The organism is Paenibacillus sp. LBL (assembly GCF_029893715.1).
Classification (GTDB): Bacteria; Bacillota; Bacilli; order Paenibacillales; family Paenibacillaceae; genus Paenibacillus_AQ; species Paenibacillus_AQ glucanolyticus.
This window is the reverse complement of the sequence record NZ_JARXYU010000014.1, coordinates 1-15,636: the sequence shown is the minus strand read 5'-3', so window position 1 is coordinate 15,636 and position 15,636 is coordinate 1. Positions and strand designations below refer to the sequence as shown.

The window sequence follows — 15,636 nt, the reverse complement described above, 5'->3', positions numbered from 1 at the left end:
TAGAAATTTTGTTATTTTATATCAAACTAGTCTGGCACTATAGGTGTCATTGCCATAAATCTACCGCGAAATACGGGTAGTAAGGCTTTGAGAACATAGGAGGATAGATGTCCTGGAGCAAATTAAAGCAACAACTGGAGAGCTTTCTCTCTCCTGCGTTACTTGGTAGGGTCGAATACCGGGCAACCAGTTATCGTTATCTACCTGCTAAATCCGGAATTTGTTATCTTGCCGTAGATAAAAAGAACATACTCAATATGAGTGATACAACGGGCTCCATCCGATGGTATTAGACGGAGCAGGAAATTAAGAATGATCCGGATATCCAAATTCCTATCAGCCATGATGAAATTGAAGCGATCAGAAAGGATACCAAGGGGACCGTACCCGAGGATCGTCTTAAAGTCATTGCAAGAAGCAGAAAAATTTCAGAGCTTGCAAAAGAGCTTTTGTCAGCACAGGCCGTATTAAGTAAATCCAATTTTGTCGTAGTAGCTACTAAGTTTTTATCGATTTCTATAGATGAAAGCTTGGAGAGTCATGATATCTTATTGAATATTTTAGCTTTGGTGGACAGACGAGTTGGCAAAAAGCGAATTTTAAACATGAGCGAGAAAATGAAGTTAAAGCATCCCATTGGTATCTGTGATTATTATAGTAATGAATATAGCGCTTAATTTCTCGCTCTAACTCAGCTATAGATTTGCAGTTTCGACTCTTTACGTGGTCTTTCATATGACCGAAAAAAGACTCCTAAGGAGCGTTATCTGCGCGTCGGTGACAACCAGACTGTTCAGTTGCTCCATTATTTCTTTCACTGGAATACCATCCAATCTCATTTCAATGGCTTTCTCCTTTACTTCTACCGGATAGCTGACTCTTGTTGCCAAAGCAAAAACACCCCCAAGGTGGTCTCCATATCTTACGACATGGTTATCACTTGAAGGTGTTTTAATTTGTCTTACGCTATAGGGTCAGTCCCGCTTGCTTCTTGGAAACCTTTTTCACTTTCTAGCCTTCATCTTTGAATGTTAGACCAGGGAAAACGTATCCGATGATATTATTTTTATTTTTTTTCGTAATAATATCCTCTTATTATCAACTGTTTTGTATCTTCGGTCACTTCCTCACCAATATCTCCTCTAACAACTTCCTCTCGTGGAAATTGTTTTGGAAAAGGTGCATAATAAAATTCTCCATGTTCAGTTACTACACTTTCCACCGGTTCTGTTCGAGCTTTTCTATCGTATTCAATTTTCCAATCTGGTAATGCTTCTTTTGGAGGAGTGGTGTCATTAATAGTCGAGTCTACAACTTGCTTAGTATCTATAAGTTCTCTGATTATAAAAAATGCGCCCATTAATACAAGACAACATGATGTAATGATTATAGATATTCTTAAACGCTTCTTGTTCATGATCATCACCCCTTCTACGTTGTTATTAATTGTTAAAAAACTTAAAATATACCATCAATATATCCATTTCCAGAAATCGCAAAGTCGTTCAAATTAGTCACCATTACTTGGTATGTACCAGGAGGTACGTTCCATATCTCTTTTGTTTCGTTCGTATGTGTAAATCTCCCATAGATGAGGGCTGGCGTTTCAAAATAATCTCTGTTGACGAGTGTATAATTCACAGAGGGGGCTTTGTTACTATTAGTAGCCCACTGAACAACAGTAATCTTGAATTTAGTTGCTGAAGAAGTGAATTCACCTGCGAAGTGGGCCCCACCAGATGGACCGGGTGGTTGCAAATTATCAAAAGCCCAAGACATATTAGCCATAGGTTTAATATTTCCTTCTGGCTGAGTTTCTGTGGGTTCTACCATCAATGATTCTATAGGAATAGCATTTCTTACTGCCTCGTGATATTCTTCCTCAGTAAGATCACTTAAAATTGAGTCTGAATTCACAATTTCAGAATATGGCGGAAAAAAATTGCCAAATTGCTTTCAGCAGCCTCTGCATTAGGGGCGGTACCAGTGTAGTACTATGTCACAACCTTATATCATTTGGGAATATTTCACAAAACAAGTTTAACATAAAGGTTTATATTTGCAAATAAAGTAATATATTCTCAATATTATAGACGTTTTATCAACTTTGAGTCGGTGTAGTCGTACCTCTCGCCCCCTATTGATCTCGCATAAATTTAAATATTTTCTAGTCAAACCATAACCAACAACGTCTAGTGATATCTTTTGACAGTTAAGCCACAAGGGACTGGTCGCTGTTAGTAGTATCGGGTCTTTTGGGAAATCCCAATCCTTAAATTTCTTTTGTACGACCAGGAATTTTGTGTGAATCGGACATTAAAGGGTGAGTGAACGTGAACGATGAGAATAGTTGGAATTGAATATCCAGAAGTATGTCAATAAACCGAACTGTGAATGCTGGGGCATTCATGATTCGTTGGCCGGCTTCTATTCCGTTCTAAAATGAGCGGAGGAGAAAGAGGACAAACTTGATGAAGACCATGCATAGTTTAATGACGTTTGGAGAGTGCGCCGCTGGGCACAAACTACGGTTTGTTACGAACGAAAAGAAACGACGGAAAGTAGCAAACCTACTTAAGGGAAAGCCCTTTCGTGATTAATATATCTCGATGATTTATAATTATATTTACTTACTCATTTAGAAAACGATTAGCTGATCTTGAAATGATAGATTTACTTTACTATCTCTCTTTGTACAATATTGGCAGCGAAAGGATCAGAATTACCCGCGTGTCCTAATATATTTTGGCAACTCTGGTCAATGCTATATTACCTATTATATATAGAAAGTCTACGGGGCGGACATCCATTTGTGAGATAGGGTCAAAACACCAATCAAATTAAGAAGCCAATCATCGGTAATCAATCGGCGACTGGTTATCGAACGGTCTGTTCAATGAGTGCGAAGAGCCGGCAGGTTTAAACATGGCAGATATGATGAAGTTAAAGCATCCGATTGTGCAATATTTTTATGAACTGCGGCGCAGAGCGTGATGAGCATGAACTTGCATTGACGGGCCACATCGTTTTAGGAGTGCTTTCACTGCTACGATTAACATATACTGCCGTTTGATTTATGTTGCTTAAACATGCTATAAGTTAGGAAAAAGCAAGAGTTTGAACAGTTTGTATTTACTATTTCGGGATAAAGATTTTTCCTGGTTATTTAAAGAGGGGTATTGGATATGACGGATAATTTTTGGCGTGATTTGCCACGACCTTTTTTTGTACTGGCGCCCATGGAAGATGTGACGGATGTTGTGTTTCGCCATGTTGTAAGTGAAGCAGCCAGACCGGATGTGTTTTTTACGGAGTTTGCGAATACCGAGAGCTATTGTCACCCGGAGGGGAATCATAGTGTGCGCGGACGTTTGACTTTTACAGAGGATGAACAGCCCATGGTAGCCCATATCTGGGGAGATAAGCCGGAATATTTTCGTCAGATGAGTATCGGCATGGCGAAGGAAGGCTTTAAAGGCATCGATATTAATATGGGGTGTCCTGTAGCGAATGTAGCCGAGAATGGGAAGGGAAGCGGTCTGATCTGCCGTCCCGACATTGCAGCGGAACTTATCCAGGCCGCCAAAGCCGGGGGGCTGCCCGTCAGTGTAAAAACAAGGCTCGGTTTTAGCAGCGTAGACGAATGGCGCGACTGGCTGACCCATATCTTGAAACAAGACATTGTGAATCTGTCCATTCATCTACGAACAAGAGAGGAAATGAGCAAAGTAGATGCTCACTGGGAACTGATTCCGGAGATTAAGAAACTTCGTGATGAGGTGGCACCTGATACACTGCTGACCATTAACGGAGATATTCCGGACCGTCAGACTGGCCTTAAGCTCGCTGAACAATACGGCGTGGATGGCATTATGATTGGCCGCGGCATTTTTCAGAATCCGTTTGCTTTTGAGAAGGAGCCGAAGGAACACAGCAGTGAGGAATTGCTTGATCTGCTGCGGCTACATCTGGATCTCCATGATCACTATTCTGCACAGCTGCCACGTTCGTTCAGCCCTCTTGCCCGCTTCTTCAAAATCTATGTCCGTGGATTCCGAGGAGCAAGTGAACTCAGAAATAGCTTAATGAACGCTAAGTCCACACGTGAAGTACGTGCGTTGCTCGATGAGTTTGTGGTGGAGGAACAGCAAAGATTCAGTTAATGGATAGATTTCCGATATAGTCTCATATTGAATTCTTTAATCTTTCGAAGGATTAATAGATCGTAGTAAAGCGCGCCTCCTTGCTGATGCAAGTAGGCGTTTTTTATTTTTACTCACTAAGATCTCACGTAACTTAGTGGTGATTTATTACGTTGTAAGAATTAACAACTAAAATTTGGGGGCTATAATGAGCAAAAAATTTATCTTTATTATTTTATTTTTTTGTATCTTGCCGCTGACTATTTCTTGCAGCAGTTCACAAGAAGTGACACCTCCAGATAAAGAAGAACAGGTAAAACCAGAGTTTAGGATTCAATTGCAAGACGTTGCTACTGTCTTTATTGTAGGTTCTCAAGGAAATCGAGCGGAAATGACCGATACGGATGACATACAATTTTTCATCAACCATATAAACTCTGATTATGAAGCGGAAAGTCCAGGAGCAGTAACTGAGGCGGGATATCGCGATTTTATAATTAACATGAAAGACGGTAAAGTGATAAATCTAATTTCGGAGGGAATTGACATTACTTTGTCGTCTCGGAAACAAACTTTGCATACTTTCTTAAACCGGATCAATCCACTAACGATTTAAGGGACTTAGTTGAACGAATTGAGAAAGAAAATAAGTGAGACGAGGCTGGTCCTAATGTAAAAGTCGCCACGTTATAGACTCGTTCATCGTACAAGATTCTGCAATTAGCAGATGATGTTGCTCGAGTTTGGAACGGATCTAGTTATATGCGGTGGCGGTTCAATGATCTTGTTATCTGCAAAGTGTAACTTTAAAAGTTATTAATGCGTTAGTATGTATAATAACGCATTAATGGAGGTTTATTATGAGGGGAAATAGCAAGGTGCTTATTATAATGCTCCTGTTATGCCTTCCGCTTCTAGTCTCCTGTGGTCATTCAACAGAAAAAAGGCCTAATGCAACTGAAAATCCTCAAGAGGATAATGAACCAACCTTCAAGATAGACAGCGAGGATGTTTCTAGTATTACCGTTTATAGTTATGAAGTAAGAGGCAAGAGTCCGCTGACATAAGTAAACTAGAGGACATTGAAACTGTAGTCAACATTCTAAATTCAAATATAAAAGAAGAAAATTCTCATACATTGGCTAATTATCGTGATCTTGAAATTCATATGAAGAATGGCTCGATATTCATAGTAATGCTCGGTAATTGTCCCCAAATTTCTGTAGAGAACACTGGAGCTTTCAAAATTAAAACTCCAGAGGATCACTCGAAGTTAAAACGACTGATTGAACGTGCTGAAAAAGAATATTATTCCAATAAAAAGAAGCCTCAGATTAACCGAAGCTTCTTTTTATAGTTAGCTATTAGGATTTACTGCTCTTCGGTCAAGATATCACTAGCTCAATCAGTTGGTCTTCAAGTCATTGCAAGAAGCAGTATTAATTTCGCTATAGCTTTTAACTATAACTAGTTATGATCTTTTGGTATGCCTTCTAACTCTGCTCGTCGTGATATGATATCGCTATACAACGAGGGGGTTATGTACATGACGGATAAGTTCCAGATCGTAGGAAGTTTGTTGCGGCCCGAAGAGCTGCTGAAATATAAAACGCAAATTGAACATCGTGATGATATCCAGTATCCGTTCTATGAGAATTTTGAAGGGTATGCCGAGTGCGAGACAGAGGCGATCACACAGGTCGTGAACAAGGAAATCGAGCATAACCTGTCGGTTATTACGGACGGCGAATTCTCCAAATCGATGTGGCATCTGGATTTTGTGTGGGGTTTTGGCGGAGTTGAGCGTTATATCGCGGACCATGGCAACTTCTTCCGGGATGTGGACGGAACCTCGAAATATGAAACACGCAAAGATATTGGATTGCGCATTACGGGCGCACTGAGCGGAAAGAATCATCACTTCATTCAGCTGTTCAAACAGCTCCAAGATACGGCAGGCGATCAGGAGACGAAGCTTTGCGTCCCATCTCCTTCCCATATTTACGGTGAACTTTCCTGGTCGGATAACATTGGCGGCACGGATGCGGTTTATCAGAACAAACAGGAACTCAAAGCGGGCCTTGTGAAGGCGTATAAGGAATTCGTGGAGGAATTCGCTGCGGCAGGCGGCAAAATCCTGCAATTCGATGATTGCTTGTGGGAGCTGTTTGCAGACGACAACCCGAACTCTCCGTTTACAGGGGAGCATATTAATCAAGTGGAAGTACAGGGTCTCGCCACCGAATTTATTGATATTAATAATACCGTGATTGATTTCGGTCATAGCCTCGGCTTGAAAATGTGGACACACAACTGCCGCGGTAACTATGATTCCCGCAACATGGGCGGTGGATCTTATGCGAAAATCGCCAATCTGTTCCTGAAGCAGTTGAAATATGATCGATTCTTCCTGGAGTGGGATGATGATCGTGCGGGTTCGATTGAAGCACTGGAGGTTTTCAAGGACAGACCGGAAACGGAGATTGTTCTGGGCTTGCTGTCTTCCAAAACCAATACGCTTGATGATGAAGCACGCGTCATCCGTCTGCTTGACGAAGCATCCAAAATCATTGATAAGGACCGTCTGCTGCTCTCGCATCAATGCGGCTTTGCGTCCTGCGATGGCGGTAACGAGCTAAGCGAAGCCGAGCAATGGGCGAAGATCAACCAAGGTCAACAGATTGCCAAGCAATACTGGAATAACTAAATTCGGATAAACATCATCTTGAGCTAATAGGGATGACTCAACGGGCCGCTTATGGACCCTAAGAGTCATCTTTTTTTTATATGCAGCGTGTTTGGGGGGGAGCATCTGCAGCATGGAACAGGAGAAGCCTTCGTTGTTTTGATATGGGTTCCCACAAGGATATGTACTCGACTCAGGGTTTCAAATATGCCACAATAGAGGATCAGGGCCGCAGGAGAATTGGCCTAAGGTACAGCAATACAAGCCGCAAGATCGCTAACCAATTTACGTTCCAATAATCTATACTAAGATAAGCCAGAATATATCTAAGGAGCTGCAGAGTCCGATATGAACAAAAAAGAAGTCGCCAATATACGCAAGCAATTTAAGCTGGACCACGATTTACTGAATATTTACGATATTCTCAATGTCTATATTACGAAGGAAACGAATGAAATCTATCACTGGGAGCGCCTGCCGTTCGAGCTGGTGGATCGGGAGAAGCAGGAGTTATACATGGGTAATTTCAAAAAACTGCTGACCGGCGAGCTGGATCAAAAATTGTTCGAATTGAGATTTCAGGAAGCAGCGGAGGAACCGGCCCAGGTACTGCTTCACCAAGCTCTCGTGTCGGGTGACCCGGAAGAATGGCAGGACTTGATGCTGATGCTTGTCGAGAGAATGCTGGCGGATGCCAAATATGAGCGGGATATGGTGGTTACGTTCGTTCGGGGGCAGTATTATTTGCCGACCAAGACGAGAAACGATGAAGCGGAAGAGAGCGAGAAGAACGAGGTGTTTGCTCATCCGTTCATTTTATGCAGTGTGAATTCTACGGAGAAACAACGGAAGACGCTCCTGTTCGATTATGTGGAGAGGGAGTTCAAGTACAATGTCATTGTAGATCCGATTATCAAGTTAAGTACGCCGGAGCAAGGATTCCTGTACCCTAGCGTGACGGACAATTATTCCGATGTGAATCGTATTTTGTATTGTACGGGAAAATCGAATTTTCCGGATCCGCATTTTGTCGAACAGGTCTTGAACGGGGAAAGATCCGTGACGGCACTAGAAGAGCGAGCGATCTTTGAAGATATCGTCAAGGAAGTGGCCGGCGAACAGCTCGATTCAGCCACCATTGCCCAGGTGTACGAGGAAATCAACCGGGTGATCGAAATTAACGAAGAGACGAAGGAGGAAGAACCTCCGAAGCTGGATTATAAAGATCTGGAACGCGTACTGAACGCAAGCGGCGTAGAGGATGTGACAACCGAGAAGGTGGAGCGGGCATTCGAAACGATCGTGGACAACAAGAACTATGAGATGAAAGCAACCAGCGTCCTGCCGAAGTTTACTTCCAAATCCATTAAGATCGAAACCAAGGTAGCTACAATTTCGATTAGCCCGCAGGATTTAAGATATGTCAAACAGGTTAATTACCAAGGTAAACGCTGCATTATGATTGAAGTGGACGAAGATGTCGCGATTGAAGGGTTTACGCTCGCTTCAGAGACGCTTTTAAGTTAAGCCGCGTTTCATTGCATGGCATAGGTCAGGTGCCGCACCAAATAACCTAATAAAAAGCACTAACGCAACAGGAGATGACTTCGAATGAACAAAATGCTTTTGATTGTGATTACGGCCGCAACGCTGCTGACGGCTTGCCAATCGAACCCAGCGGATAACGACGGGAATGCCACAGGCAATAACGAACAATCCGCGCAGACTGAGACGTCGCAGCAAAACAATGAATCAGCCGAGGAAAGCCTAGACCACGGCGCGTGGTCTGCACTTCCCGAATATGACGTGATTGTTCGGAATATAGATTCGCAAGATTATACCTTTCGAACGGTAACCGATAACAAAAACGAACGCATTCTTCTGCTCACGAACCCAGACGGTGAGGAGAAGTACAAGACCATTTTTATCAAAAACACGAGTCGCCTTAAAATCATTGATGTCGATGGTGGCGGACAACTCTTCAATGATATTTTGGAAAACAGTTAGCAGAATGGTACTGACCGCTATCCCTCAGTAGGATGGCGGTCTTTTTTTCGCCTTTGGAAAATTCCGTCCGGATTCAACCATTGTAAGCGCGGCAGGAGAAACAATGTGAGATGGGAACCTTTCCGGATTCTTCGGAAGGGTTCTTTGTTTGCTTGAGGCTCGTGTTTCCTCAGGAATGGAGGGGAAATCCCTTAGCCAGTAGTTGAGCAAAACCCTTCTTGAGGCTGATGATGGAATACATCGCTTGTCGGGTGTCTCTTGTAACGTAGGGTGTAACATAGAGAGTAGACGCATCAAGGCCAACTGAAATTTTTAATACGAGGAGATGTAAGAAGTGGCAACGTTAATCGAATTCAAAAAAGTAACCAAGGCATATCAAATCGGCGAAGTGAAGATTCAAGCCCTTGCGGGCGTTGATTTCTCCATATCAGAGGGGGAATTCGTCGTTATTTTAGGAGCCAGCGGGGCGGGAAAAAGCACGATTTTGAACATTCTCGGCGGGATGGATACCGCCAGCTCAGGACATGTGTTTGTTGGGGATCAAGAGATTACGGGATGGAGCGAGAAGAAATTAACCGAATACCGCGGGGAGCAGGTTGGCTTCGTATTCCAATTCTACAACCTCATCCCGAATTTGAATGCGCTGGAGAACGTTGAATTTGCGACAGAGGTATGTAAGGACCATCTGGACGCCCGTGATATTTTACATAAGGTTGGACTAGCGAATCGCATGAAGAACTTCCCTTCCCAGCTCTCTGGCGGCGAACAGCAACGAGTTGCGATCGCGAGAGCGGTTGCCAAGAATCCCGCACTTCTGCTCTGCGACGAACCCACCGGTGCTTTGGATTACGTGACAGGGAAGTCAGTCTTAAAGCTCCTTCAGGATTTGAACAAGGAAACGAAGACCTGCGTCGTTCTGGTCACCCATAATTCGGCCATAGCGCCGATGGCGGATAAAGTGATCCGCGTCAAGAGCGGAAGGATCGAGAGCATCACGATTAATGATCACAAACAAAGCGTTGAAGGGATCGAGTGGTGATGAAGATTTTATCGTTGAAATTATTAAGGGATATGAAACAATCGATGGGACAATTCATAGCCGTTGTATTGGTTATCGCGGTGGGCGCCTTTTTCTACACGGGGCTGGTCACCTTAAGTGACAATCTTAGCGCCTATACGAAGGGGTATTTTCAAGAGCATAATTTAAGCGATCTGAACGTATTTTACAGTCAAATCTCTGCGGAGGACGCCGCTGGTCTACACAGTATGGAGGGCATTCATCATATCGAAGGGCGTTACACCGTTCATGCCACACAGTCCTTTGAAGATGCTAAAGCTGCACTAACACTGCATTCGATCCCTGCATCTAATGAAATTAACACGCCCAAGATGATTGAGGGCAGGATGCCAACCAAGCCAAATGAGATTCTATTGGACTCCCATTATGCCGAGGCGCATCATTACCGTGTCGGTGATCCCCTCAGCCTCCGTGTGAATGACAAGGATATGACGTTCACGATTAGCGGCCTGAATGAGAATGTGGAGCATGCCAAAAAGAACGAAACCCAGGATCATCAAGCTTATGGAGCAGCCTATATCCCCGAGGAGACCATATCTGAAATCGCAGGCAGCTTTTTTTACAATGAGATCCTGATTGATGCCAAGGATGGTTACGACATTGACAAGATAGGGCAGGCCATTGAAGCCAATTCCGATTCACTCCCTTATGTAAGCCAGATGAGCAAAGAACGGACCTTCAATTATTCCCAAATCCATCAAACGATCCATAACAATAAACTGATGAGCCGGGTGATCCCGATCGTTCTCTTCTTGATTGAAGCGGTGATCCTGTTTCTGATCATGTCAAGGATGATCGATTCCCAGCGCAATCAAGTGGGTATTATGAAGGCACTAGGGGTGAAAAATAGAAGCATCCTGCTTCATTACATGGGCTACCCTGTGCTGGCAGGTGTTATCGGCTCCATTCTGGGTTACGCCATCGCCGCCGCCCTGTTCATTCCGCTCATTACAACGTCGATTGGAAGATCCTACTCCCTGCCTGACCTGACGTTCACCCTTTCGTTTTTTACACTCCTTCCTCCGATGATATGCTCCAGCGCTTTTGGCATGCTGTCCTGTTATTTAAGCGGCAGAGCGATATTACAAGAACGTGCTGCTCAGGCGATGCGTCCGAAACCGCCCAAGAAGATGAAGAAGCTGCTCATCGAGAAAGTTCCCGGGATGTGGCGCCGGCTGCCATACAGCTACAAGATCATACTAAGAAATATATTCCTAAATAAACAAAAAGCACTCGCAAGCTCGGTTGGTGTTGTGGTCAGTACCGTTTTGTTGATCACGGCTTTTGGCACGCAGACGGCCCTGCTCCAGGTAGCCGGCCAAATTGAGGAGGTAAATACGTATGACTTACGAGTCGATTATTACACGGGATCGTTCCCGGATACGGTAACACTGCCCCCTGGCATTGCAGACAGTTACGAATTGTCCACCTATCCTGTGGAATTCATCCAAGGGGAGAACAAAGAACAGGCTACGCTTGTGGTTACGGAGCAAGAGAATGAGCTGATCCACTTTTATGACGAAAAAGGGAATCGGCTATCGTTGGCAGATCATGGGGTGCTGGTACCTAAATCTTACGCGGATCAGTATCGTATTTCCGAAGGGGATATGATCCGGATGCAATTCACAGCACCGGAGCTTAACCAAACCAACGTCGATATGAAGGTTCTGGACATATCCACACAGTATTCGAACCCGTCATTCTACAGCACACCGGGCTACATGAAGAGCTTGGGGATCGATTACGCTCCTTCCTCACGGTTAGTGAGCGTCGAGAGCGCTGCAGATCTGGCAAGCGTTCGCGGCTTTTTTGAACAAGACCCGAAGGTGGATGCCATTGCAGACAAGGATGATCTCAAGAAATCAGCGCAATATATGCTGAAGCAAAACAGCTTTATCTTCATCATGTTTATCATCTGTGCGGTCATTCTGTCCTTCGGTGCCATCTACACGATCTCCTCCATCAACATATACGAAAGGAATCGCGAGCTTGCCACCCTGAAGGTATTAGGCTATCCCAAACGCAGAATCAACCGGCTGATCTTCTCTGAAAATATGTTATTAACCGCTTTTGCGGTCATTGTCGCTTTGCCGATCAGCGGTTATGTTTATTCCATCATCATCAAGGCGCTTTCGAGTACCCATCAGCAAATCCCGGATCAATTAAACCTTGTTATCATCCTGGCATCTGTTATATTGGCGTTCATCCTGACCCTTATCTCCAACCTCATGCTTCGGAAAAAAGTAACGCGGATTCATATGATTGAGTCGTTGAAGGGTGTGGAGTGAATGGTAATATCTGAGTGTACGCGCAGTTGGACCTTGATCTATAATAAGGGCGTGGCATTCAATGACAAAATTTTATCGTGAATGGAATAGGAGAACAGGATGAGCAAACTAAAAATGGCCGTCATCGGCTTGGGACACATGGGTCGGCATATGATTCACCGCTTACTGCCGCAATATGCGGATAAGATCGAGTTGGTCGCGATTTGCGACAGTGATGCATCCAGTCTGGAGCGGGAAGTCGCAGAAGCAGGGATTCGTCCACGGCTGTACACCAACTATCGTCAGCTGCTGGACGAGGTGTCCATGGATCTCGTGTATATCGCGGTTCCGCCGTCTCTGCATTATGACGTGGCCCGGATCGCATTCGACAAGGGCATCCACGTCTTCTGTGAGAAGCCGCTGGCTAACAGCTTGACTGAAGCCCGGAGTCTGGTGGAGCTGGCCGAGAAGGCAAATAGGCTCCATGCGGTGCATTTCTCGCTTCCGCTTGACCCGGCCGTACTGAAGCTGCAGGGATTACTTGAGGAGCAGGCGATCGGCCGGATCCACAGAATGGACCTATTCCTGGAGTTTCCGCAGTGGCCGAGGGCCTGGCAGCAGAATCCATGGATCACGTCAAGACAGCAGGGCGGATACTTGCTGGAGGTTGGCATTCACTGGATCCAGATGATCCAGCAGTTGTTCGGTCCGATTACGCATGTGAAGAGCGATATCGAGTTTCCGCCGGACTCCAATCAGTCCGAAAGCCGTGTCCAGGCCGTTCTCAGATTACATGATGAAATTGAGATTCATCTATCGGGAACCGACCAACGGGAAGAGGAGGAGCGTGTTTCCCTGGTGATCCACGGGGCAGAAGGTACCCTGGCATTGGAGAATTGGCGCAACCTGTACCAGGGCGGCAAGGATACCGGTCTGCAGCCTGTATCTGTGGACGACGTTGTCAGTCCGCTGCCCATCCTGAAGCAAATTGTTCAACTTTTGAACGGAGAGTCCGGTATCATCTATGATTTCTATGACGGGTATAATGCGCAGGTGGTTTTGGAAGCTCTGCGTAAGCCGGGTGAGGGCTTTACGGATGTAAGGCCTCAATTGATGGGGATCAAGCGGTAGGAGATATGCAAAGACCTGATGGGTGAATGTTCGGGCAAAAAAAAAAAAGCACCATCTTAGTTGGCGTCTCTCTGGTGAGGCTGTTCAATGCGGTTGGGGAGCTTTTGGGTTTCGCTACCTTGGAGTAGGTTTATGACGAGGTTTCCCGCATACGACCGTTCACCGAGAACAGGGACGTGCAGCATTGCAGTTGCGTGTGGCGGTTCGTGTGCAGTACCGACACCAGTAACTGCTCCGATATGTGTGACATGCATTGGTGCATATGCAGTTATTGGTGCTGGTGGTATCGCTGGAGCGGTAGCTTGTTTCAATTACCTGTGAGGTGACTAGATGAATAAGATTTTGGCGATCTTGATTTTAGGAATGGGTTTAACTGGTGCTGTTTTAATCATCTCGGTCGCTCTATTGTTCGAATCCCCAAAAGGAGATGTGTTGAAGATGGTTACTGCTGCTTCAACAGTAGCTTTCGTTATATTCGCTGTCTCGGCTTTAGTATTTCGTCGGCGATTAGATCAAAAAAAAGAGTAATATATTCATTAAATTAATAAAGTCGGTATTAAGGAGTAGACAAATTTGTCTACTCCTTTTTTATTACTATTGCAACCAACAGAAAATGATTTTTGTCTGGGAAAGTAAGGCTGTAAGCAGGATCATAAAGAAAGTAACGTAGCGCCTATTGTAAAAAAAGGTCAAATCCTTTTACCTGGAAAAAAGGGAGACTGTTGAGCGACTAATGGATCTTGAGTGATATAAAGGCTATGTTGATTTGAGGGTGCATCCCGTGAGCTCGCAGGCTCACATTCATAGGGGCATCTCTTTAGTTTCTATAGAAATCGAAGATAGTTCATTAATTCTAAGGTAAGATACAATATGGATATACAATTAACCATGTAAAGGATGAGAATCTATGCCGGTTTACAATAAGCTAATTCGGGATTTGATTCCCCAAGTCATTGAAGCTACAGGCAAAGAATTTCGCACACGGATTTTGGATGAGGAAGAGTATAAGAAAGAATTGATCATAAAGCTCAAAGAAGAGTCGGAGGAATACTTTACTGCTCCAAGTTCAAAGGAGTCGCTGGAAGAACTTGCAGATATGCTTGAGGTTATCCGGGCGTTGGCGGTCGTGCATGGGGCAACATGGGAAGAGCTTGAAGATTGGAGGGAGAAGAAGGCGAAAGCTCGAGGCGGGTTTCAGGAGCGGGTGTATTTAATTGATGTTGACGACAACGCTTAATGCGATCGAACGGGGAACTGAAGTAAAGGTTCTCGCTGGGGATGGAGTTGAACCTGGCTATGAATGCAAAGGCCGAACTTTTAGTATCTATAACGGTCTCAAAAAAGAAGGGAACGCGGATTGCGTGTGCTTCAATCTACAGGTTAGGGATGAAGAAGCATCATGAATCATTCGCACCGGACGAATTTGATCTTATTGTGGTGGGCGAATTTCATCATGCAGCTGGACCTGCAGTAGTTTGTAAGAGAGAAGGGATAATTAAAAGAAAGGAGTACCTGGCCAGTACTCCTTTCGTTGGACGTACGGAATCCTGCATGGATTCACGGAATATGGTGAAGTTGAGCAGCGTTATGAAGACGTGAAGGAAGAAGCGGACGAGTTCCTTCGGAAAGTCTATTTTACAAATGTAAAAAAGATTGCAGGTGGTGCCAAGGCCAATCATACAGATGTCGAGTAACGTATGCAGGAAACTGGCGAGCTTCTTCTTAAATCAACTCAGGATCGTCAATCCGAACTGGTTCTGTGCTGCGGCGATGTCCTACACGTATCTGATGAAGGAAATTCAGAAGATCCTTGAATCTTAAACTGGAAACTAACATTTTATTTCTCTAATTCCCTCTCATACCCCTCAATCAGTAGCGATGCTTTAACATGAAGCGCCCTTGCTAATGCCGTAATCGTGAGCAGGGTAGGCGCTTTTTCCCCATTCTCAAGTTCACTAATGTAAGACCGGTCCACACGGGAATAGAGGCTTAACTGATCTTGGGTGAGCTCTTTTTCTTTGCGAGTCTTTCGAAGAGCCCTGCCGAAGGCAAGTAACTCTATCGATTTATTACAATGATTAGTCACGTTATAACCCCTTATTGATAGTTAAATTCATCTTATGTGGTTCTATAAGGGAATTTCCGTAGGCTATTGCCTACAAAATGTTTACAATGGTATAGTACAGATACTGAAAAATACTAAATTGGATGACTAGATTACCTTCTTAGTTGAGCATTTTGCATTAATCTGAGTCCTTGATACACAAGGATTTCCACACATAAAAAAGGGACTTCACCCCAACTTGGCGAAGTTTTTCGGTGACC

At 44.3% G+C, this 15,636-nt stretch carries 13 protein-coding genes and 3 pseudogenes; 11 read left to right on the top strand and 5 right to left on the bottom strand.

All coding sequences use genetic code 11. The features are described 5' to 3' along the window. Positions 1-107 precede the first annotated feature (107 nt). Positions 108-677, top strand: a pseudogene (locus M2277_RS23325) (SF0329 family protein). A gap of 13 nt (positions 678-690) precedes the next feature. Here M2277_RS23325 and M2277_RS23320 read toward each other — a convergent pair. From M2277_RS23320 to M2277_RS23310, 4 genes and pseudogenes are all read right to left on the bottom strand, one after another. After that, positions 691-735, bottom strand: a pseudogene (locus M2277_RS23320) (hypothetical protein); the annotation flags it as partial. A 32-nt stretch (positions 736-767) separates the two neighbouring features. Further along, a pseudogene (locus tag M2277_RS31785) lies at positions 768-890 on the bottom strand (IS3 family transposase); the annotation flags it as partial. Positions 891-1,066: 176 nt separating this feature from the next. After that, positions 1,067-1,417 carry a hypothetical protein gene (locus M2277_RS23315; RefSeq protein WP_006208367.1) on the bottom strand — a complete coding sequence of 117 codons (351 nt, stop codon included), beginning with the start codon at positions 1,415-1,417 and terminating at the stop codon, positions 1,067-1,069. 41 nt (positions 1,418-1,458) lie between these two features. After that, positions 1,459-1,788, bottom strand: coding sequence for a hypothetical protein (locus M2277_RS23310; protein WP_280755613.1), 330 nt, complete (start codon positions 1,786-1,788; stop codon positions 1,459-1,461). A gap of 1,397 nt (positions 1,789-3,185) precedes the next feature. Here M2277_RS23310 and M2277_RS23305 point away from each other — a divergent pair. The 10 genes from M2277_RS23305 (at position 3,186) to M2277_RS23260 (ending at position 14,548) form a co-directional block, all read left to right on the top strand. After that, entirely contained in the window at positions 3,186-4,163 is a 978-nt protein-coding gene (locus M2277_RS23305; RefSeq protein ID WP_280755612.1) for a tRNA dihydrouridine synthase, read from the top strand. A gap of 187 nt (positions 4,164-4,350) precedes the next feature. Next, positions 4,351-4,758 (top strand): hypothetical protein, encoded by a 408-nt coding sequence (locus M2277_RS23300; protein ID WP_280755611.1) that lies wholly within the window; start codon positions 4,351-4,353, stop codon positions 4,756-4,758. A gap of 930 nt (positions 4,759-5,688) precedes the next feature. Further along, on the top strand, positions 5,689-6,849 hold the full coding sequence (locus M2277_RS23295; RefSeq protein WP_280755610.1) for a cobalamin-independent methionine synthase II family protein: 1,161 nt from the start codon (positions 5,689-5,691) through the stop codon (positions 6,847-6,849). Between the two features lie 327 nt (positions 6,850-7,176). Continuing rightward, positions 7,177-8,355, top strand: a complete 1,179-nt coding sequence (locus tag M2277_RS23290; RefSeq protein WP_280755609.1) for a DUF4317 domain-containing protein — start codon at positions 7,177-7,179, stop codon at positions 8,353-8,355. 84 nt (positions 8,356-8,439) lie between these two features. Further along, complete coding sequence (locus M2277_RS23285) at positions 8,440-8,835, top strand: hypothetical protein (RefSeq protein ID WP_148248119.1); 396 nt, start codon at positions 8,440-8,442, stop codon at positions 8,833-8,835. A 334-nt stretch (positions 8,836-9,169) separates the two neighbouring features. Further along, the gene (locus M2277_RS23280; protein WP_006208385.1) at positions 9,170-9,874 is read left to right on the top strand and encodes an ABC transporter ATP-binding protein; all 705 of its coding nucleotides are present in this window, start codon (positions 9,170-9,172) and stop codon (positions 9,872-9,874) included. After that, entirely contained in the window at positions 9,874-12,201 is a 2,328-nt protein-coding gene (locus tag M2277_RS23275) for an ABC transporter permease (RefSeq protein ID WP_280755608.1), read from the top strand. Before M2277_RS23280 ends, M2277_RS23275 begins: the two co-directional genes overlap by 1 nt. Before the next feature lie 99 nt (positions 12,202-12,300). Then, a complete protein-coding gene (locus tag M2277_RS23270; RefSeq protein WP_280755607.1) occupies positions 12,301-13,311 on the top strand; it encodes a Gfo/Idh/MocA family protein in 1,011 nt (336 codons plus the stop codon). A gap of 330 nt (positions 13,312-13,641) precedes the next feature. After that, the gene (locus tag M2277_RS23265) at positions 13,642-13,839 is read left to right on the top strand and encodes a hypothetical protein (RefSeq protein ID WP_280755606.1); all 198 of its coding nucleotides are present in this window, start codon (positions 13,642-13,644) and stop codon (positions 13,837-13,839) included. Positions 13,840-14,218: 379 nt separating this feature from the next. After that, a complete protein-coding gene (locus M2277_RS23260) occupies positions 14,219-14,548 on the top strand; it encodes a nucleoside triphosphate pyrophosphohydrolase (RefSeq protein WP_280755605.1) in 330 nt (109 codons plus the stop codon). A 600-nt stretch (positions 14,549-15,148) separates the two neighbouring features. Here the strand turns inward: M2277_RS23260 and M2277_RS23255 are convergent. Beyond that, complete coding sequence (locus M2277_RS23255; RefSeq protein ID WP_006208392.1) at positions 15,149-15,397, bottom strand: helix-turn-helix domain-containing protein; 249 nt, start codon at positions 15,395-15,397, stop codon at positions 15,149-15,151. Positions 15,398-15,636: the final 239 nt, after the last annotated feature.